The sequence below is a fragment of the Porcincola intestinalis genome, from assembly GCF_009696445.1.
GTDB classification, from domain to species: Bacteria; Bacillota; Clostridia; order Lachnospirales; family Lachnospiraceae; genus Porcincola; species Porcincola intestinalis.
This window is the reverse complement of the sequence record NZ_VULZ01000017.1, coordinates 1-20,240: the sequence shown is the minus strand read 5'-3', so window position 1 is coordinate 20,240 and position 20,240 is coordinate 1. Positions and strand designations below refer to the sequence as shown.

Annotated in this window: 15 protein-coding genes and 1 tRNA gene; 5 read left to right on the top strand and 11 right to left on the bottom strand. The window is 52.8% G+C overall.

Annotated features, from left to right (window positions below; translation table 11 throughout):
• Positions 1-90: 90 nt before the first annotated feature.
• From dnaK to hrcA, 3 genes are all read right to left on the bottom strand, one after another.
• Positions 91-1,965, bottom strand: a complete 1,875-nt coding sequence (dnaK, locus tag FYJ35_RS12955) for a molecular chaperone DnaK (RefSeq protein WP_154527220.1) — start codon at positions 1,963-1,965, stop codon at positions 91-93.
• Positions 1,966-2,113: 148 nt separating this feature from the next.
• A complete protein-coding gene (gene grpE / locus FYJ35_RS12950) occupies positions 2,114-2,863 on the bottom strand; it encodes a nucleotide exchange factor GrpE (protein WP_154527218.1) in 750 nt (249 codons plus the stop codon).
• A gap of 23 nt (positions 2,864-2,886) precedes the next feature.
• Entirely contained in the window at positions 2,887-3,990 is a 1,104-nt protein-coding gene (gene hrcA, locus FYJ35_RS12945; RefSeq protein WP_154527216.1) for a heat-inducible transcriptional repressor HrcA, read from the bottom strand.
• A gap of 284 nt (positions 3,991-4,274) precedes the next feature.
• Here hrcA and FYJ35_RS12940 point away from each other — a divergent pair, with 284 nt between their 5' ends.
• On the top strand, positions 4,275-5,162 hold the full coding sequence (locus FYJ35_RS12940) for an SGNH/GDSL hydrolase family protein (protein ID WP_154527214.1): 888 nt from the start codon (positions 4,275-4,277) through the stop codon (positions 5,160-5,162).
• Between the two features lie 150 nt (positions 5,163-5,312).
• Here FYJ35_RS12940 and lepA read toward each other — a convergent pair whose 3' ends face one another.
• Entirely contained in the window at positions 5,313-7,115 is a 1,803-nt protein-coding gene (gene lepA / locus FYJ35_RS12935) for a translation elongation factor 4 (protein ID WP_205839841.1), read from the bottom strand.
• A 321-nt stretch (positions 7,116-7,436) separates the two neighbouring features.
• Between lepA and rpsT the strand changes: the two genes are divergently transcribed.
• Together rpsT and hemW are read left to right on the top strand one after the other, a co-directional pair.
• Positions 7,437-7,700 carry a 30S ribosomal protein S20 gene (rpsT, locus tag FYJ35_RS12930; protein ID WP_154527210.1) on the top strand — a complete coding sequence of 88 codons (264 nt, stop codon included), beginning with the start codon at positions 7,437-7,439 and terminating at the stop codon, positions 7,698-7,700.
• Positions 7,701-7,875: 175 nt separating this feature from the next.
• Complete coding sequence (gene hemW / locus FYJ35_RS12925; protein WP_154527207.1) at positions 7,876-9,057, top strand: radical SAM family heme chaperone HemW; 1,182 nt, start codon at positions 7,876-7,878, stop codon at positions 9,055-9,057.
• 183 nt (positions 9,058-9,240) lie between these two features.
• On the opposite strand, the gene holA is transcribed toward hemW, so the two are convergent.
• Positions 9,241-10,290 carry a DNA polymerase III subunit delta gene (gene holA, locus FYJ35_RS12920; protein WP_154527204.1) on the bottom strand — a complete coding sequence of 350 codons (1,050 nt, stop codon included), beginning with the start codon at positions 10,288-10,290 and terminating at the stop codon, positions 9,241-9,243.
• Between the two features lie 153 nt (positions 10,291-10,443).
• Between holA and asnA the strand changes: the two genes are divergently transcribed.
• The gene (asnA, locus tag FYJ35_RS12915) at positions 10,444-11,457 is read left to right on the top strand and encodes an aspartate--ammonia ligase (RefSeq protein ID WP_154527202.1); all 1,014 of its coding nucleotides are present in this window, start codon (positions 10,444-10,446) and stop codon (positions 11,455-11,457) included.
• Positions 11,458-11,562: 105 nt separating this feature from the next.
• On the opposite strand, the gene FYJ35_RS12910 is transcribed toward asnA, so the two are convergent.
• The 5 genes from FYJ35_RS12910 to FYJ35_RS12890 form a co-directional block, all read right to left on the bottom strand.
• Positions 11,563-12,849: an LCP family protein gene (locus FYJ35_RS12910; protein WP_154527200.1), complete on the bottom strand. Its 1,287-nt coding sequence runs from the start codon at positions 12,847-12,849 to the stop codon at positions 11,563-11,565.
• Between the two features lie 161 nt (positions 12,850-13,010).
• Positions 13,011-15,128, bottom strand: coding sequence for a glycoside hydrolase family 3 N-terminal domain-containing protein (locus tag FYJ35_RS12905; RefSeq protein ID WP_154527198.1), 2,118 nt, complete (start codon positions 15,126-15,128; stop codon positions 13,011-13,013).
• Positions 15,129-15,257: 129 nt separating this feature from the next.
• Positions 15,258-16,094: a carbohydrate ABC transporter permease gene (locus tag FYJ35_RS12900; protein WP_154527196.1), complete on the bottom strand. Its 837-nt coding sequence runs from the start codon at positions 16,092-16,094 to the stop codon at positions 15,258-15,260.
• A 21-nt stretch (positions 16,095-16,115) separates the two neighbouring features.
• The gene (locus FYJ35_RS12895) at positions 16,116-17,015 is read right to left on the bottom strand and encodes a carbohydrate ABC transporter permease (protein WP_320809097.1); all 900 of its coding nucleotides are present in this window, start codon (positions 17,013-17,015) and stop codon (positions 16,116-16,118) included.
• A 128-nt stretch (positions 17,016-17,143) separates the two neighbouring features.
• Positions 17,144-18,433: an ABC transporter substrate-binding protein gene (locus FYJ35_RS12890; RefSeq protein WP_154527194.1), complete on the bottom strand. Its 1,290-nt coding sequence runs from the start codon at positions 18,431-18,433 to the stop codon at positions 17,144-17,146.
• Between the two features lie 479 nt (positions 18,434-18,912).
• On the opposite strand from FYJ35_RS12890, the gene FYJ35_RS12885 reads away from it, so the two are divergent.
• On the top strand, positions 18,913-19,791 hold the full coding sequence (locus tag FYJ35_RS12885) for a helix-turn-helix domain-containing protein (protein WP_205839840.1): 879 nt from the start codon (positions 18,913-18,915) through the stop codon (positions 19,789-19,791).
• 145 nt (positions 19,792-19,936) lie between these two features.
• Here the strand turns inward: FYJ35_RS12885 and FYJ35_RS12880 are convergent.
• Positions 19,937-20,021: transfer RNA gene (locus tag FYJ35_RS12880), tRNA-Leu, on the bottom strand.
• Positions 20,022-20,240 lie beyond the last annotated feature (219 nt).

Genomic DNA, 20,240 nt, shown 5'->3' with positions numbered 1-20,240 from the left:
TTTCCTGTTCCGCCGTATCCGGACATGGTTTAAGCCGCCGTCACACACTTCGTGACGGCAGCTTCCTGTTTCAGATATCTGTTATCCCGGTCAGACCTCACGGTAGTCGCCATCGACGACATCGTCATCCTTGCCGCCCTGGCTGCCGCCTGCATTCTGCGGGCCCGCCTGCGGACCTGCGCCTGCACCAGGTCCTGCCTGCGTCTGCGTCTGCTGATATACCTTCTCGAAAAGCTTCTGCGCACTGTTCATCAGCTTCTCTCTTCCGGCCTTCAGCTCATTGACCTGCTCATCCGTGATATCATCCCCGCACTTTGCGATGGTGTCCTTCAGAGACTTGAGGTCCGCCTCAACTGCAGCCTTGTCTGCTGCATCAATCTTGTCGCCGACCTCCTGCATTGCCTTCTCCGTCTGGAAGACCATGGCATCTGCGTCGTTCTTCGTGTCGATTGCTTCCTTCTTCTTCTTGTCCTGAGCCTCATACTCAGCCGCCTCTTTGACAGCCTTGTTGATCTCGTCGTCGGACATGTTGGAGCCGGAAGTAATCGTGATGTGCTGCTCTTTCCCTGTGCCCAGATCCTTTGCGGAAACGTTCACGATACCATTCGCATCGATATCAAACGTGACCTCAATCTGCGGTACACCTCTTCTTGCCGGCGGGATTCCATCGAGACGGAACTGTCCGAGTGTCTTGTTGTCGCGGGCAAACTGGCGCTCGCCCTGTACAACATGGATATCGACAGCGGTCTGATTGTCCTCAGCAGTTGAGAAGACCTGGCTCTTTCTGGTCGGAATGGTCGTGTTTCTCGGAATCAGAACGGTGGATACGCCGCCCAGCGTCTCGATTGCAAGGGACAGCGGCGTGACATCCAGCAGAAGGATATCGCCTGCGCCGGCATCTCCTGCCAGCTTGCCGCCCTGAATGGCTGCACCGATTGCCACGCACTCATCCGGGTTCAAATTCTTGCTCGGCTCCTTGCCGGTCAGCTCCTTGACCTTGTCCTGCACAGCCGGGATACGGGTTGAACCGCCGACCAGCAGCACCTTTCCAAGATCTGCTGCCGTAATACCTGCATCCGCAAGAGCCTTTCTGACAGGCTCTGCTGTCGCATCAACCAGATCTGCGGTCAGCTCGTCAAACTTAGCCTTTGTGAGATCCATCTCGAAGTGCTTCGGTCCGGTCTCATTGGCCGTAATGAATGGCAGGTTGATATTGGTTGTCGTGGAGGAGGACAGCTCCTTCTTTGCCTTCTCGGCAGCCTCCTTCAGTCTCTGCATGGCCATCTTGTCGCCAGAGAGATCAATACCTTCCTTTGCCTTGAAGTCCTTCAGCATGTAGTCGACGATTCTCTTGTCGAAGTCATCGCCGCCAAGATGGTTGTTGCCGTTCGTCGCAAGAACCTCGATGACACCGTCACCGATCTCGATGACAGACACATCAAACGTGCCGCCGCCGAGGTCATACACCATGATCTTCTGCTCTTTCTCGTTATCAAGGCCATATGCCAGTGCGGCTGCAGTCGGCTCGTTGATAATACGCTTGACATCAAGGCCGGCGATCTTTCCGGCATCCTTTGTTGCCTGTCTCTGTGCGTCATTGAAGTATGCCGGGCAGGTAATGACAGCCTCTGTCACCTTCTCTCCCAGGTATCCCTCCGCATCTGCCTTCAGCTTCTGAAGGATCATCGCGGAAATCTCCTGCGGAGAATACTTCTTATCGTCGATTGTGACTCTGTAGTCAGAACCCATGTGTCTTTTAATCGAGGAAATGGTTCTGTCTGAGTTCGTCACAGCCTGGCGCTTTGCCGGCTCGCCGACCAGACGGTCGCCGTTCTTTGTAAACGCAACGATGGACGGTGTTGTGCGCTCTCCTTCACTGTTTGCGATGACAGTCGGCTTGCCGCCTTCCATGACTGCCACGCAGCTGTTTGTTGTACCAAGGTCAATTCCTATAATCTTTCCCATAATGAAACCTCCTGGTGTTCTGCTGTTCGGTCTTGTTGTTCTCCTGCCGCTTCTTCTCAGAGGAACCGCGGCATATGTCTATATGTTCCGATATTGTCAACGGGATTGGGGAAGAATAACGCTTCCGTCCCGGTTTTTGTAATAAGGATCAGTTGGCAACCTTCACCATGCTGTGCCGGATGACCACATCGTTCAGCATGTAGCCCTTCTGGAACTCCTGCACGATGATGTCCTCACCGGCTGACTCATCCTCGCAATGCATGACCGCATTGTGAAAGTTCGGATCAAATGGCTTTCCGACCGCTTCAATTGGCTTGACACCCAGTTCCTCAAGCGCCTTTGTCAGCTGCCTGTAGATCTTCTGCATGCCCTGGCGGAACGGATCCTCGCTCTCTTCCTTCATGTCTCCGAGACCTCGCTCGAAGCTGTCCACAACCGGAAGAATCTGCTCAATCACATCTCTCTTCCCCATATCGAACATCGTCGCCTTCTCGCGGTCTGTCCGCTTACGGAAATTGTCGAATTCCGCCATCTGGCGCCTGACCTGATCGGTCAGCTCCTCGATCTTCTGATCTCTCTGATCCTTCTCTTTCCTTCCTTTGAAACCGAAGAACCCTTTTCCGGTACCAGTGCCGCTGCCTGAGGGAGTATCCTCTCCGGCGTCAGATGCATCCGCCTTATCCGGCTCCTCGTCCGGCTCCCGGTTCTGATCTGTCTTAGCGGCGTCTTCCTGTCCATCGGAACCTTCCGCCGCCTGTTCTTTCCCCGGGTTCTGCTCCGGTCTTCTGCTGTCTTCGCCCTTTTTCTCCGTTACGTCCGGCTCTTCGCCATGTATCTCAATCCGGACGCCCCTGTCTTCTCCTCCGGGGCTGTTTTCCTGTTTATCTCTGTCTGTCATCCTATCGCCTCCGCATCGCTCTGCTACTCATCCTGCTCCGGGCCTCTGTCATTGGTTTTTGACCCGGAAGAAAGCCCATTCTCATCTGCGGGGCTTTCCTTCCTGCCATATGTCTCATCCAGCTGAGCTGTCACGCTCTTCAGGATCCCGACCACCTTGTCGTAATCCATCCGCTTGGGGCCTACAATCCCGATCTTTCCGAAGACACCGTCCCCCAGATCGTAGCTGGCCGTGACCACGCTGCAGTCCTCCATATTCTCGTTCTTCAGCTCCCGTCCGATCGAGATCTGGATGCCATGCTCCTGCTCATCACAGCCATTCTGGCTGAGCAGGGACAGAAGCGGCTTTTTTTCCTCAAACGCCTCGATCAGACCGCTCGCCTTGTCCGTATCGGAGGAAAGCTCCGGATACTTGAAAATATTCGTAGCCCCTGAGGTGTAAACCTCCAGATCCTCCTCCTTTGAGATGGCGTCCGCAACCGCATCGAGTACTTCCGAGATCAGGTTTGAATGAATGCCAGCCTCCTGTTTGAGCTTCTGGATCGTATCCAGATTAATCTGCTCGATCGTCAGCCCGTTCAGCCTGCTGTTCAGCTGAATATTAAGCTGCAGCACTTCATCATGAGTGAGACCATGCTGAATATGGATCACACGGTTCTTTACCACGTTGCCCTCTGTCACCACCGTTGCCAGGATCTGTCCTTCATCTATGATCGAAAGCTGAATGAACTTCAGCCTGGTTCTGTGGTACTGCGGGCTGGTGATCATCGTGGCGTAATTGGTATTCACCGCCAGATAACGAACAAGTTGTTTCAGAAGCATCTCAAGCTTATCCTGCCTCTGGATCATCATGTTCTTCATCTGAGAGACCTCCGCCTCCTTCTCATCCATCAGCCGGTCTACATAAAGCCGGTATCCAGCGTCCGAAGGAATACGTCCGGACGATGTATGAGGTTGAATGATCAGCCCCATATCTTCCAGATCGGACATCTCGTTGCGGATCGTGGCGGAACTGAGATTCAGATCCGGAAACTTTGAGATGGTTCTCGATCCAACCGGCTCGCCTGTCTCCAGATAGGTCTTGATGATCGCTTTCAGAATGGTCCACTTTCTGTCATCAAGCTGCATCTGAATCCTCCTTTCCTTTTCTTGTTAGCACTCGTTGTTGTGGAGTGCTAACATCCATGGCACTATAATAGTTCTGCCGGATACCTTTGTCAATACCTTTCAAAAAACTTTTTGAACTGTGATAAAATGGCTTTACTGCGCGCCTGCCGGCTTCCTGCACAGCTCAAATGTGCCTGGGCACAGCCATTCCCGACTGCGAACGCACAGGGTTCGTTCGCAATTCACAGGCCGAACATGCATGACCGCAGCGCGATTGAATCTGAACCATAGAAGGAGCTTTGAATATGAAGAGACGACTTCTGATCCTGCTGCTGAGCGCGGCAGCCGCCCTTGCAGCACTTGTTCTTCTGGCTTTCTATATGAGAAAGGCGACCGACGAGTTTGACAGCCGCCATCCCCATCTCAGCAACCCGCTTGAGTCAGATGCCTCAGGGATCATCCGGCAAAATACGGACTCCGCTTCCTCCGAAAGCCCGTACCCGTCTGCATCCTCCAGTTCATCCGGTGAAAAATCCGGTTTAAGCACTGCACAGGAAGCCGGCATCAGCCTTCAGAAAGAATCTGACAAGTCTGTCCTCCCGGAAGTGTCTGAAGCAGAAACGGAAACAGAGATGCCCGAACAGGAAAGATCTCTGCCAGTCCATAAAATCATATTCGTGGGAGATTCCAGAACCATTGGCATGCAGAACGCGCTGAAGAAATACCTGCCGGATGACGACTGCGTGTTCGTCGGGAAGGTCGGGGAAGGCTGCAGCTGGTTTCTGTCAGAGGGAAAGAGCCTGATGGCGGACGCAATCAGTCAGAATCCGGATGCCCCGGTTGTCCTGAACTTCGGCGTCAATGATCCGGACCAGATTGATGAGTATCTCGCCGCCTACAGGGATATGGTGGCAGAATATCCTGATACAACCTTCTGGTTTTTATCCGTCAATCCCGTGCAGCGCGCCAGGATGATTGAATATGGAGCAAGCGAGGATGCACTCGATCTTGTGACAAACACGAACATCACAAAGCTGAACCTGGCGGTCCAACAGGCCTTCCCGGGCCATTACCTGGACTCCTCCACCATTCTGAAGCTCGAAGGCTTCCGGACGGTCGACGGCCTGCACTTTACGGGTCAGACCTATCTTCGAATCCATCGGTTCGTTGTCGACGAGCTGTTCGGCTCATGATCCGTATATGGCTCTGAAGCCGGTATGGAAGGCAGGAGGCGGCGTCTCCGGGAGCCATGCCCTGCAGGCAAGCCAGCATCATAACTTCCGGATCGTCGCCTTCACAAAAAAGAAGGCTGAGTGCCCCTGCACCCGGCCTTCTCTTTTATTTCAGCTCTGGTCATCCAGTTTCAGTACATTCAGAAACGCCTTCTGCGGAATCTCGACCGATCCGATCTGGCGCATTTTTTTCTTTCCTTCCTTCTGCTTTTCGAGCAGTTTCTTCTTTCTGGAGATATCGCCTCCATAACACTTCGCCAGGACATCCTTCCGAAGCGCCCTGACAGTCTCCCTGGCGATCACGCGGCCATTCACCGCGGCCTGGATCGGAATATCAAACAGCTGCCTCGGGATTTCATTCTTCAGCTTCTCGCACATCCGGCGCCCTCTGTCATACGCGTTTTCCTCAAACACAATGAAGGAAAGCGCATCGACCGGCTCCTTGTTGACCAGAATGTCCAGCCTGCACAATTTTGACTGTACATACCCCTTCATCTCATAGTCAAATGAAGCGTAGCCTCTTGACCTGGACTTCAGGGCATCGAAGAAGTCGTAGATGATTTCGTTGAGGGGCATATCGTAGCGGAGCACGGCACGGTTTGCCTCCAGATACTCTGTCTCCTTGTAAACCCCTCTTCTCTCCTGGCAAAGCTGCATGATCGGACCGATGAACTCGGTCGTCACGATGATCTCCGCCGAGACAATCGGCTCTTCCATGTATTCAATCGCGGAAGGATCCGGGAGATTTGCCGGATTGGTCAGGTCAAAGACCTCACCGTCCGTCTTGTGAACCTTGTAGACGACGCCAGGAGCCGTCGTCACCAGGTCAAGGTTGTATTCCCTCTCCAGCCGCTCGGTAACGACCTCCAGATGCAGAAGTCCGAGGAACCCGCAGCGGAAGCCGAAGCCGAGAGCAGCACTGGTCTCCGGCTCAAACTCGAGAGACGCATCATTCAGCTGAAGCTTTTCAAGCGCGTCCCTGAGGTCGCCATACCTCGCACTGTCCGCCGGATAGACGCCGCAGTAAACCATCGGGAGCGGCCTGCGATAGCCCGGATACGCTTCGGCGGTCGGGTGCTCTGCATCCGTCACCGTGTCGCCAACCCGCGTATCGCCAACATTCTTCAGAAATGCCGTGAAGTAACCGACCATCCCGGCCTGCAGCTCATCGCATGGGATAAACTGCCCCGGACCGAAATAGCCGACCTCGACCACCTCCGCCTCCGTCTTTGTCCCCATCATCCGGACCCTCATGCCCTTTTTCAGCCTTCCGTCCCGAATCCGGCAGAAGACAATGACGCCTCTGTAGGCATCGTACAGGGAGTCGAAGATCAGCGCCTTGAGCGCTGCCTCCCTGTCGCCCGTCGGCGCAGGGAGCTTCTGAACGATCTGCTCTAGGACCTCCTCCACGTTCAGGCCTGTTTTAGCCGATATCCGCGGGCAGTCGGAACAGTCAAGCCCGATGACATCCTCGATTTCCTTCGCAGTCCCCTCCGGGTCCGCACTTGGCAGGTCAATCTTGTTGATCACCGGGAGGATCTCGAGATCATGGTCAAGGGCTAGATAGACATTGCCGAGCGTCTGCGCTTCGATTCCCTGCGTACTGTCCACCACAAGTACCGCTCCGTCACATGCAGCAAGCGCCCTGGAGACCTCGTAGTTGAAATCCACATGACCCGGTGTATCGATCAGATTAAAGACATATTCCTTCCCGTCCTTCGCATGGTAGACCGCACGAACGGTCTGGGACTTGATCGTGATGCCCCGCTCCCGCTCAATGTCCATATTGTCCAGAACCTGATCCTGCATCTCACGCTTCGTCAGTACCCCCGTCTTTTCAATGATCCGGTCTGCGAGCGTGCTTTTTCCGTGATCGATGTGCGCGATGATACAGAAATTACGAATCTGATTCATATTGATTTCAGCCAAATTGATCCCCCCGGTTAACCATCTGCAAGATCGTAATCTGCCCGGCTCTTCTTCAGAATGGCTCTGCATGGAGATGCAAACCAGTTGCCGGACACAGTTCTTTATTTCTTATCCGGTTAATAGTAGCCTAAAGGGCATGAAAATGCAATCAAAAGCCAGCCTATCTGTTGACAAGGCAATCCCTGCGGATTAGAATAACTTCGAATGTGTGCCGATACGTCCGTGTCCGTTCTCTCGCGCACACGTGGTTTCATTTCTTATATCTATTACAATTACAATGTAGACATTTGTCTGGAGGTGTACGTTTTGGCAAACATCAAGTCCGCAAAAAAACGCGTTCTGATTGCTGAGGTCAGAAACGCAAGAAACAAGGCCATCAAGTCCGGTGTCAAGACCGCAGTCAAGAAGGTTGAGGCTGCTGTTGCAGCTGGCGACAAGGAGAATGCACAGAAGGAACTTCTGAATGCAACCTCTCTGATCGACAAAGCTGAGAAGAAGGGTGTCTTCCACAAGAACACTGCTTCCAACAAGGTTTCCCGCCTTGCAAAGCTGGTCAACACCGTCCAGTAATTCGTTCAGCAATCCGCAGATCCCGGGAACCGGATGCTGCAGGTTTCTGATCTGGTAACAGGAAGGTCAAGGAGCATCGGAACGTCATCGCCGATGCTCCTTTTTTACTGCCTTCAGCTTAGTCCCAGAAGGAATATTTGTGCCGCCGGCCGAAGGCGGCGGAATGGAGATTTTCATGACTCAGCCATCGCGCATATCCGCCGGTCTCTATCTTCACATCCCATTCTGCGTCTCCAGATGTCTGTACTGCGACTTTCTCTCGACTACACTTGGCTCAGAGATGCAGAGCCGTTATTTTTCCGTCCTCCGAAGAGAAATACTTCATGCCGCCTCTCTTGGCTTTGGGAAAAAATACCGCATCCTCTCCGTTTTTTTCGGCGGCGGAACGCCTTCCCTTCCCGATGCCATGCTGATTGCAGATATCCTGGATACCATCCGTTCCTGCTTTGAGCTTGCCCCGGATGCGGAAATCACCCTGGAATGCAATCCCGGCACGCTGAATGACGAAAAGCTTCATATGTACCGCAAGGCCGGTATCAACCGCCTCTCAATCGGTCTGCAGTCTGCAGACAACAAACTTCTGAAATCGCTCGGCCGCATCCACGATTTTGAAACCTTCAGGAGGGAATACACTGCTGCCCGGGATGCCGGCTTTCAGAATATCAGCGTTGATCTGATGTATGACCTTCCCGGTCAGAGCCGCGTGCAGTTTCGCGATACGCTCAGGCAGGTTCTCTCCCTTCCGGATCCTCCTCAGCACCTTTCCGCATACAGTCTGATCATCGAGCCCGGCACTCCCTTCTGGGAACGCTACCACGAGGATGCCGAGCGCAAGGCACTTGGTGACTGCCCGCTGTTTCTTCCTTCTGAGGATGAGGAAGCCGGCATGCTGAGCGATCTGAAGTCCATCCTCTCCGGGACAAGCTTTCACCGCTATGAAATATCCAACTGGACGCTGAACGGTTTTGAAAGTGTGCACAACAAGGGATACTGGGAAAGAAGACCTTATCTTGGCTTCGGACTGGGTGCCTCCAGTCAGGCGGATCACATGCGGTGGAAAAACACCTCCGATCTGAACGAATATCTGTCCTGCAGCTTTGCAAGGAAGGAGAGCACGCACCTGTCCCGCAGCAATGAAATGGAGGAAACCATGTTTCTCGGTCTCCGGGAGATGAAAGGCGTCACAAGGCAGCACTTTCAGGAGCAGTTCGGTGTATCGATGGATGAGGTATACGGCCGTGTTCTGTCCAACCTGACAGAACTCCACCTGCTTTCAGACGATGGGAGTGCCGTACGGCTGACGGACCGGGGCATCTCGATCTCGAACGTGGTCCTGGCCGAATTTCTGCTCGACTGAAAGTCCGCTTCTGCCCTCTTCGCTGCGCCTGCCTTCGCAGGCCAGGCAGGTCCGCGTACGGCAAACAGCAACGCCTTTTCTGACTGCACCAGGCACTGCAGTGTCCGACAGTTCCGTGTGGCAGCCGGCAACATATCTGTTATGATTGCTCCGGGCTCCGGCATCCTGAAAAACCACTGTTTCTCACCGGGCAGATGCACCCGGCCTGCTGTACTTCACAAGCAGAAGCTCCACGCCCAGCCGGACATCGATTTTTCCCGTTTTGAAGCGCTGTTCCATGGCTGTACAGTCCGCAACTGCACGCCGAAGCTGTTCTGTCGTAAAGAAACGCGCCTGGTCCGACAGCTTGCGAATCTGAAATGAGTACCTCAGATCCATCACCTTCATCATCTCCACCGTCCCCTTCCCCTTCTGGGAAAGGACCTTCATCAGGTAGAGCAGGTTGAACTGCCTGCCGAGGAAATAGAGAATCCGGTTCGGTTCCTCCTGCATCCGGAGCAGCTCATCATACCGGCTGATCGCTCCTCTCCGGTCCCGGTGTCCGACCGCGTCCACAAGGTCAAAGACCTTCGTTTCCAGCCGCTCCGCGACCAGTCCTCCTACCTCCGTCTCTGACAGCGTTCCGCCTTCACCGGCGCAGGCTGCCAGCTTGTCAAGCTGAGCCCTGAGCATCGTCATATCGGCGTCAGTCCTCTCCAGCAGCATCTGCAGGGCACCCTTTGTAATCCGGATCCTGTATTCTGAAAGCTGTGAGACAACCCATCTGGCTAGCTCCATTTCATCCGGGTGTTCAAATTCAACCGAAAGGCCCGCCTTCGAGACGGCCTTGTAAAGCCGGCTCCGCTTGTCCACGTCTGTCTCAACAAACAGAAGGATGGTCGTTTCCGGGAGCTCCCCCAGAAGTCCGGTCAGCTTCTCCGCCTCATCCTTTCCCTTTCCCGCGGTGAAATAACCGCTGTCCTGCACCAGCACGACACGTCTGTCCGCAAAAAAGGGCATCGCCAGGCACTCATCCATGATCTTCGATACATCCGGCCAGGCTGTTTTGTGAATATTCAGGTTCATTGTGTCATCCGGTGACACGGCCGCCCTGACTAGATTGTCACGCATCTTCAGAACCAGGTAGCGCTCCTCGCCGAAAAACAGGTACACGCTGTGAAAGGTTCCCTCCTTCAGCTCAGACTGAAGCCGGGCCATCCCCTCATTCTTCTGTTTCACTTGTTTTCCAGCCATCCGTTAGTCTCCAATCAATGCACACGATCTGCCGGCTATACCAGCCTCTTTGCCCGGCGTTTCCTTCTTTACTTTCGTATGAACGTCTTGTATGATGAACATGTTTATGAACATTTTACCATGGACTGATTCTTACAGAAAGAGGTTCTCCCTATGAGTCATATCATTATTCCGGACGGATATCATCCGCTTCTTTCGCAATATGATACCCAGAAGGCAATCGGCGTCATCAAGCGCCAGTTCGCTGACACGCTGGCCGCCACCCTTCAGCTTCACCGTGTTTCCGCGCCGCTGTTTCTGGAGGCGTCCACCGGCTTGAATGACGACCTGAACGGCTATGAGCGCAAGGTCACCTTCGACATCAAGGACACAGGAACGGAGGCGCAGGTCGTCCAGTCCCTCGCCAAGTGGAAGCGCATGGCGCTCCGGGACTATGGATTCCGCGTCGGAAAAGGGCTTTACACCGACATGAACGCCATCCGCAGAGACGAGGAACTCGACAATCTCCATTCCATCTACGTCGACCAGTGGGACTGGGAAAAGGTCATCCGCAAGGAAGACCGGAATACAGACTATCTGAAGCAGACGGTCCGTGCGATTGTCTCTGCAGTCTGCGCCACGGAAATGAATCTGCATGCACAGTTTCCGGAGCTCTACGAGCTCCCGCTTCACACCCCGGATGTGACCTTCATCACATCTCAGGAGCTGGAAGACCTCTATCCGGACCTGACGCCGAAGCAGCGTGAGAACGCTTTTGTACAGGAGAATGGAACAACCTTCCTGATGCAGATCGGCAAGAAGCTCCGCTCCGGGAAGCCGCACGATGGAAGAGCCCCCGACTATGACGACTGGGATCTGAACGGCGACATCCTGTTCTGGAACAGTACCCTCGGCATCAGCTACGAACTTTCCTCTATGGGCATCCGCGTCAGCCCGGAAAGCCTGTCCCGGCAGCTGACGGAAGCCGGCTGCGATGACCGCCGCTCCCTCCCCTTCCACAAGGCACTTCTTGCCGGAGAGCTTCCCTACACAATCGGCGGCGGAATCGGGCAGAGCCGCCTGTGCATGCTGATCCTGGGCTCCGCTCATATCGGCGAGGTTCAGGTCTCCGTCTGGGATGAAGCGACCCGCAGCGCCTGCCAGCGCGCCGGTATTCCGCTTCTTTGATGAAACTTCCTGTTAAAAAAGGACTGCCACACCGGCAGTCCTTTTTGCTATATCTGCAATTTCAGGCCGAGACATTGTCCCGGTGCAGCATATCATAAGCAAGGCTCAGGAATCAGACACTGCTCCTTCCGTCTCCTTCGTCGGATAACCATCCTTGAACAGTGTCCCAGTTCCGCCCGTCAGCTGCAGGTATTCATCTGTAAATTCTGTCTCTCCACTCTTGTCACTTCCGACATTCGACTTCTGGTTGTCCTCATTTTTGCTGATAGAACCATCACCGTAAATCGTACGCTGCATCTGCGAGATGGTATCGTCCCAGTCCGGAACAAGCATGCCCTGTCCGTCTACATCAATCGTATCGTAAAGTCCGTCATATGGAACACGATCCTGAACATAATCATACTTCAGAAGCTGCGGCGCATCGCTGACAAGATTCCAGATTTCCGTCTCCGGAATGTTGTGCGTGATCAGCGGAAGAACCTTCGTAACGAATGCCATCATATCAGTCGCTGACATGCTCTTGAGTTTCTCGACCATCTGAGAGACAACATAACGCTGTCTCTGCGTTCTGGTGTAATCCGAATTGCCGACAAAACGGTTTCTCGAATACGCGACCGCCTGAACACCATCACAGTTGTACGTGCCTCCCCCCGGAAGAAGATGCTCCTCATACGGGATATTCAGCACGTTCTGGCACATATCGATCATATATCCGTTTGCGACTTCTACCTCCTGGTCGGTCCAGGTCAGCTCCACACCGCCCATGTCGTCAATAACATCGACCATGTCCATAAAATCAACAGCCGCATACCGGTTGACGTCGATCTTGTAGTTGTTTCTGACCGTCTCAAGCAGCAGCGGACCGCCGCCGTAGGCATACGCGGCATTCAGCTTATCATAGTCATGTCCCGGAATTGCAACATAGGTATCCCGCATCAGAGAAATCACGCTGACTCTCTTTTTCTCATTGTTGAGTGAGACCAGCATCATGCTGTCGGAATTCCCGTTCCAGGTCTTATCCCTGCGGTCAACCCCGCAGAGCAGGACGTTGTAGACATCCGAATCCATGATCGTGTCCACCTTGGAATTCTCCTGGTTCATCTTCTTCTGGATATTCCCCAGCTCAGACTGATTCAGAGAAGCGCCCTTCAGCCCATCCTGCTCCGTCGTTTTCTCTTCATACGCTTCAGCCGGAAGCGTCTCAAGCTGTTTGACCTGATCATCGGACACGAAGTTTGCCCGGCCGATCAGGCTGTGGCCGTAAAAATAAATTCCTACCCCTCCAAGAACAACCATCGCAAGCAGGACGACCAGGACAATTCCCAGAATCCTGCCCCATCTGGGGCCCTTTGGCTCTGTCATCAGCGGGTTTCCATTCTCATTTCTCGACATCTGAACGCTCCTGAATCAGATTGATGGCTGTCCCTCGAGTTCATCGGCAGGACTGCTTTGTTTTCAGACATTAGCCTTAAAACCATACTCCACCAGTGTGAAAATGTCAAGCTGAAATAAGCCTTCAGATTCCTTCAGAATTCTACCAAGGTCGCGCAGCCTCAGCTCAGCTGGATGTCCAGCATCACCGGCGCTTTCCCCGTCAGCACCCTGCTCCTCTCGTCCGGCATCGAGGTCCCGACAAACAGATGATAGGACATGCCGCCCCCGACTCTTTCCCCATCGTCATTGACAACGAAGAATGTATCAGCGTCCAGCCGTACTTCACACGTCTTTCGCATGCCTGCCGGCGCATCTATCTTCAGGAACCCGCACAGTCTTGGATTCGGCGTGCGGTACGGAGAATCCACCGGATCTATGTAGACCTCCACCACATCCTTCGTATCAGCCTTTCCTCTGTTTTCATATGTCACGCGTACAGATGCGGATTTCCCCTCTGCCGGAGGGCAGAATTCTGCGCCCGCTATCTGAACGTCCCCGTAGGTCAGCCCGTATCCGAACGGATACTGGGGCCTGCCGCCAAGATAACGGTACGTGCGGTCTTCCATGGAATAGTCTGTAAATGGTGGAAGCGGTCTGTCCGGATCATAAAAGGTGACATTCAGCTTGCCGGAGGGCGAGACCTGCCCTGTCAGGATTCTGGCTGCCGCCAGCCCCCCTCTCGCCCCCGGATACCAGAGCATCAGAACCGCATCGAAGTGTTCCTGTGCAAATGAGAGGTCCATGTCACTTCCGGCCATCAGGCAGAGAATGGTCTTCTTTCCCTCTTCCTTCGCCGTCTCGGCAACCGCGTGAAGCAGCGCCTCCTGTGACCCTGGAAGAGATAGATCCGCCTTGTCTCCGGATGCCGCGCTGTTGCCTGTGTCTCCCTCTTCCCCTTCCAGCGACTCGTTCAGGCCGACCACCACGACCGTCACATCGCTCTCACTTGTCACGATCATGGCCTCGCTGAGACGATCATTCTCAGCTGCCAGATGCTCCACCCGGTCCGCATTGATGGCGCAGCCTTCCGAGTACAGAATGCGTAAGCCCTCGGGCGCCAGCCTCCGGAGTCCTTCCAGCACAGTGATGTACTCTGAGCTGGTTCCGTGGTAGTTCCCGATCAGCGCTGCGCGGGAGTCTGCATTGGGGCCGACAACCCCCAGCGTTTGGATCCTTCGAAGATCCAGTGGAAGCACACCATCGTTTTTCAGAAGCACGGTCGACTCCTCCGCTGCCCTCAGGGCGAGCGCAAGATGCTCCGGACATTCGACTGCAGTGTACGGAATATCGTCAAACTCCGTATCATCGAACAGTCCCAGCAGAAAACGGGTCGTGAACAGTCTGACAGCCGCCTCTGTGATCCGCTCCTCTGAAATCAGCCCATCCGCATATGCCCTGGGAAGGTACTGGTAGGTATCTCCGCAGTTCAGATCGCAGCCATTGTTGATCGCCATGGCTGCACTGTGCTCTGCATCGTCGGTGACATGATGATGCTCATGGAAATCGCGGATCGCCCAGCAGTCTGACACGACATGTCCCTGAAACTTCCAGGTTCCCCGAAGAATATCTTCAAGAAGGGTCCGGCTCCCGCAGGCAGGCTCCCCGTTGACGCGGTTGTAGCTGCCCATGACCGCCTCCACACCAGCCTCCTCCACAAGCCTTCTGAATGCCGGAAGGTAGGTCTCCGCCATGTCCTTCTTTGTCGCCCTGGCATCGAAGCTGTGACGGATCGCCTCAGGCCCCGAGTGCACCGCGAAATGCTTGGCGCAGGCAGCTGCCTTCATGTATTCGCCGTCTCCCTGAAGGCCTCTGACAAACGCACAGCCAAGCGTCCCTGTCAGATACGGATCTTCCCCGTAGGTCTCCTGTCCTCTTCCCCACCTTGGATCCCGGAAGATATTCACATTCGGGGACCAGAAAGTCAGGCCCTTGTAGATGTCCCTGTCCCCCATCGCAGCATAGGCATTATACTTGGCTCTGCCCTCTGTGGCGATGACATCTCCAACCCGCTTCATCAGCGCCTCATCAAATGTCGCGCCCATGCCGATTGCCTGCGGAAAGCTTGTCGCTGTTCCTGCCCTCGCAACCCCGTGAAGTGCCTCGTTCCACCAGTTATAGGCCGGAACCCCGAGCCGCTCAATCGCCGGAGAATCATATCTAAGCTGCGTCATCTTCTCGGAGACCGTCATCCGGGCTACAAGCTGCTGTGCCCGCCACTTTGCCTCACTTCTGTCCATTCCATCCTCCTGTCGTCATACACCCCTCAGGCCTTCTGTCCGCCATTCACGGATGCACAGGTCACTCATTCCTGTTTGACTGCCCGATCCTGCAAGTGTCCGACTCTTCACGGTAGCACATACTGTCTGTCATCCCTTTACGGCACCTGTTGTCAGTCCGTCCACGATCTGGTTGCTGAACATGCAGTATACCACAATGGTCGGAATGATCGCGATCATGATAGCCGGGAACATCTTGTCATAGTTCGTCTGATAAGGTGTAACAAACTTTGTCAGTGCGACCGGAAGGGTCTTCTTGGTATCATCTGAGACAAAAACCAGCGCCAGCAGCAGCTCATTCCAGTTTCCAATGAATGTCATCAGTCCCGTGACAAACAGACCTGTGCGTGCCAGCGGGAAACAGATTTTAAAGAACATCTGAAAGATCGAACAGCCGTCCATGCAGGCAGATTCCAGCAGCTCATTCGGTATGCTCCTGAAAAACCCGGCCATGATAAAGACACAGGTTGGAAGGGAAAAGGTCAGATACGGAAGAATCAGTCCCCACAGGTTGTTGCTCAGGCCGATTTTCGCGAAACGGACAAAGAGCGGAATCAGAACGCAGTGCACCGGAATCATCATGCCGATCAGGATATAGACCATCGCGGCGCCTGCCAGCTTCCAGCGCATTCTTGCGATCGCAAATGCCGCCATGGAGCCGATGACCATGGTCAGGATGAGCGTGATGACGCACACAAACAGCGAATTCATCATGGCGATGCCAAGTCTCCCTGCTTTCCACGCCATGGCGTAATTTTCAAAATGGAACGCTTTCGGCCATCCGAACGGGGCTTTGTAGATCTCCGGTCTCGACTTGAAGGATGTCAGCCCGATCCAGACCAGCGGGGCCAGGTAAAGGACCAGCATCAGGCTGAGGAACACATAGATCACAATGGTGGGAGCCTTGATTTTTTTCTTTTTATTCATTGCATGCATCCTCCTGTGTCCTCACATCTCATAGTTTTCAGTCTTGAACAGTTTGTTGATGATCCAGGTTGCAAGCAAGCACAGAACCACTAGCACGACGCCGATCGCGCTGGCCTTTCCGTAATGGTTGCCGCCCTTGCTGGAGAATCCCGTCCGGTACAGGTATGTCGCAAGCACATCCATTTTCAGATTCTCTGTCTTGTCCCCGAGCATTGCATAGATCAGATCAAAGAATTTCAGCGAGCCGATCGCGTTCAGACTCATCGCCGTTCCGATCATTGGCTTCACAAGCGGAAGTGTAATGTAGCGGAATGCCTTCATCTTGCTCGCCCCATCAATATAGGAGGCTTCATAAAGAGACTTGCTGATCCCCGAGATCTGCGCCATATAGAGCATCATCGACTGGCCGACATACTGCCACAGAGCGACAAATGCAATCACCCACATCGGAAGCGTGATGAAACCTTTGGTCTCAAACAACCACCCGGGTCCCTTGATTCCGATCTGAAGAAGCAGGTTGTTGATCCCGACCTTTGCATGAAACAGAAAGGCCCACAGAAGACCGAGTGCCGCAGAGGACAGGACGCAGGGCAGATAGATAACGTTCTTAAACAGGTTCCTGCCTTTTGTGATATTGGTCAGAAGCGCTGCGAGCAGAAGTCCCATGACAAGCTGGGAAATGCACGAGAAGAACAGGAAAAACAGCGAATTCTTGAGCGCGATCCGCATTGTCGGATCCTTGGCCAGCTTGGTGAAGTTTCCGAGACCGATAAAATGGTAGCTTCTTGTGGCCTTATCGTAGTTGCACAGGGCATAGTAGAATGATGTCCCGATCGGTATGAACAAAACCAGTGTAAACAGGATCAAGGCAGGAGCGACAAAGATAAAAATCGCCTTTTTATTTCTCAGCAGTTTATCCACGGATACTCATCTCCATTCAGATACAATTCCATAACGCGACCGGCAAACCTTTAAAAAACAAGCGGAGCTGCCCGAGAACAGCTCCGCCTTTGATCTGCCGATATCAAGCTGCGGGCTTGCTACATCCCTTACTTTCTGTATCCGTTCTCCGCATACCAGTCTTCCACAGCCTGGAATGCTTCCTCTGGTGTCTTTTCCTGCTTGTAGATGGAAACCATCTGGTTATCAAAGTAGGAACCTGCATCAGAAGAAACCAGGGACTCATTGTAGAACCCGAAGGTGCTGGATGCACCTGTGAAGATCTTCATCACATCTGCCATCTGAGCCGGTGCCTTGTCCGCGTCATACTTGACATTCGTGACCGGAATCTTTCCGCCCTGCTCTGCCGTCCAGCGCTGTGCCTCATCGTCGGTAAAATACTTCATCAGCGCGACACATGCTTCCGGAGACTTCGTCTTTGCATTCATCGCAAGCGAATCGGACTTTGCAATCACTCTGGCCGGATCATTTCCGCCCTCAATTGCCGGGAACTGGAAGACACCGCATGATTTTTCAATGTCCGGATTGTACGCATTCATCTGTCCGATTGCCCAGGAACCCTGGATCAGGATCGCAGCTTCGCCCATGGCAAATGCCATCGTCGCATCATCGTTCGAATCTCCGGCTGCTGTCTCCTGGAAATACTGGGAAAGCTCAAGAAGCTTCTTGCCTGCATCAATCGTCTTGTCCTGCACCCAGCTTTCCTTGCCGGTATTCACAGCGTCCAGATCAACGCCTTCTCTGTCGCAGAGATATCCGGCCAGCATGGAGAGACACCATGCGGTGCCGGCGCTGATCGTAATCGGCGTATAGCCAGCATCCTTGATCTTCTTGCAGGCATCCAGAAGCTCATCGTAGGTTGTCGGAACCTCAACCCCTGCCTCCTTGAATATATCCTTGTTGTAATAGCAGCACGCAGCCGCGATATTCAGCGGTACCGCATAAATCTTTCCATCATAGGTCTGCTGGGTAAAGACCGCGTCGCTCGAAAACGTATCCTTCCATCCATCCGCAGCCAGATAATCGTCGAGTGGAGCAGCAACTCCCGGCTTTACATAGTCTGTCAGATTCGGACCCGGGCTGACGATGAATACGTCCGGTGTCTGATCCGCATCGACCAGTGCATTCAGCTGCGTATAATATTCCTCGAGCGTTGTGGTGATCGGATCGACATGGTACTTTCCTTCATAGTCTTTGTTGAAACGGTCAATCACATTCTTGAAGCCCTTCGTGATCGGATCCTCGGATGCATCCAGATCATCCCAGAACATCCAGGAAATATTCTGTACATCGTCGGCTGACGCAGTCATCGGAACCGCTGCAAGCATTCCGAATGTCATCGTAGCTGACAACAATACCGACATAGCTCTTTTCTTCATACTTTCCTCCTTTTGATCAATGAATCTTCTGGCTGTCAGCGCGGCCTTCCGAAGCCGCGCTTCTGTATATTGCTGTTGTCTCAACTGTATCAAACAAGCATAGGAAAATCATCCGAATTGTTGACAAAGACTTTCTAATTATTGCGCATTCATATTTCTTAATTTTGTGGTTTTGTTGATTATATACGATACAATCACATGTTATTTGGCTATTTGTAGTTCTAGTTTGGCATTACATCTATATATTTTAATATTTTCATTTCTTAATCTTCATTAACATTCATCTTTCTTGACAGGTGTGCGCAATTTTTCTATCCTATTCTTATACCTTCCATGTTAGAGAATTTTTGAAATGCATTGATTGAGCCGTTTGTATGATTACCGTATCAAAAGTTAGCCATCACACATACTTACATGTGATTGATAGCCGGACTATTATTTCGGAATTCTTTTGGTGGGATGTCAGGAGAGATGCTGCTATGATCGAGACACTCAACGGTACGCATGAAACCGTCAATTACAGAGAAAATACAAATCTTAGAATCTATGACAATACGCAGTTCGAGGATTATCCGACTCACTGGCATTCCCCGATTGAAATCATCATGCCTGTTCAGAACAACTACAGGATTGAATACTGTGACCAGACGCTCTCTCTTCGCGAGGGGGATGTCATGATCCTCTGCCCGGGTGTTCTGCACCATCTCTTCCCGGCAGAGGGCAGACGCTACATCATTCAGGCTGAAATAAACCCCGCATTAAATCTCCGGGAAGTTGACTCAATTCTGACGCTTTTCTACCCTGCTCTCCTGGTTACTCCGGAACAGTTTCCTGACATCTACCCAAAGATCGCAGACCTTGTTACAGGTATCATGAAGGAATACAGCAGTGGAGCCCCCTTTTTCGAAGCCTCCATCTATGCCATGCTGACCCGCATTCTTGTCCTGATCGGAAGGACCCAGGCTGAGATGGTCAACCGTTTGATCTATGACGATACCCGGCAGCGGCAGTACGTCGAAAAGTTTATGGCTGTCTGCCGGTTCATCGACGAACACTGTACGGAGGATCTGACACTGGATGAGGCTGCGGCATATGCGGGTTTCTCTAAGTATCACTTCACAAGACTGTTTCGGCAGTTTGCGGGCACAACCTTTTCTCACTATATGAATCAGAAACGAATTGCCAAGGCCGAAAAATATCTTGCCGATCCGACACAATCGGTCGCAGCGGTTGCTATGTCCTGCGGCTTTTCCAGCATGTCCTCCTTCATCCGGATGTTCAAAATTTTGAAAGGATGCACACCTTCAGAGTTTCGAAAAATGTACCGCCCGACCAGCCGGAATCTGGAACCATGGTGAAATGTCCCTATTCCGGTGAAATATCCCTATTCTCCAGGAACCATGATGTGAAAGCAAGCTTGCATCATGGTTCTTGTTTGCTGTATTTATAATTGACAACAAAAAGGATCCCAGAAAGTAAACCACTTTCTGGAATCTTATACAGTGCAGAAGATGGGACTTGAACCCACATGACCTAAACGATCACAGGCACCTGAAGCCTGCGCGTCTGCCAATTCCGCCACTTCTGCAGATATGAATTTTGCAACTCACGAATTACATCTTACCAAATCATTGAGACTATGTCAATCAGTTTTGTAATTGTGAATCACACCGTACCTTGAAAACCGCACACAAAATCTTTATCCTGACATTCCCTTTTCTATCCGTTTCCAAACTCACTTACCATTGTGCCTTTTGGATAAGCCTGCGACCGATTAGTAACAGTCAGCTCCATACATTACTGTACT

Bases quoted from the DNA above. Each gene is read 5' to 3' on its own strand.
- FYJ35_RS12905 (WP_154527198.1), bottom strand. From the start codon at position 15,128: ATGGACAGAAGTGAGGCAAAGTGGCGGGCACAGCAGCTTGTAGCCCGG.
- grpE (WP_154527218.1), bottom strand. From the start codon at position 2,863: ATGACAGACAGAGATAAACAGGAAAACAGCCCCGGAGGAGAAGACAGG.
- hrcA (WP_154527216.1), bottom strand. From the start codon at position 3,990: ATGCAGCTTGATGACAGAAAGTGGACCATTCTGAAAGCGATCATCAAG.
- FYJ35_RS12890 (WP_154527194.1), bottom strand. From the start codon at position 18,433: ATGAAGAAAAGAGCTATGTCGGTATTGTTGTCAGCTACGATGACATTC.
- lepA (WP_205839841.1), bottom strand. From the start codon at position 7,115: ATGAATCAGATTCGTAATTTCTGTATCATCGCGCACATCGATCACGGA.
- hemW (WP_154527207.1), top strand. From the start codon at position 7,876: ATGACTCAGCCATCGCGCATATCCGCCGGTCTCTATCTTCACATCCCA.
- asnA (WP_154527202.1), top strand. From the start codon at position 10,444: ATGAGTCATATCATTATTCCGGACGGATATCATCCGCTTCTTTCGCAA.
- holA (WP_154527204.1), bottom strand. From the start codon at position 10,290: ATGGCTGGAAAACAAGTGAAACAGAAGAATGAGGGGATGGCCCGGCTT.
- FYJ35_RS12885 (WP_205839840.1), top strand. From the start codon at position 18,913: ATGATCGAGACACTCAACGGTACGCATGAAACCGTCAATTACAGAGAA.
- FYJ35_RS12900 (WP_154527196.1), bottom strand. From the start codon at position 16,094: ATGAATAAAAAGAAAAAAATCAAGGCTCCCACCATTGTGATCTATGTG.
- FYJ35_RS12940 (WP_154527214.1), top strand. From the start codon at position 4,275: ATGAAGAGACGACTTCTGATCCTGCTGCTGAGCGCGGCAGCCGCCCTT.
- dnaK (WP_154527220.1), bottom strand. From the start codon at position 1,965: ATGGGAAAGATTATAGGAATTGACCTTGGTACAACAAACAGCTGCGTG.
- FYJ35_RS12910 (WP_154527200.1), bottom strand. From the start codon at position 12,849: ATGTCGAGAAATGAGAATGGAAACCCGCTGATGACAGAGCCAAAGGGC.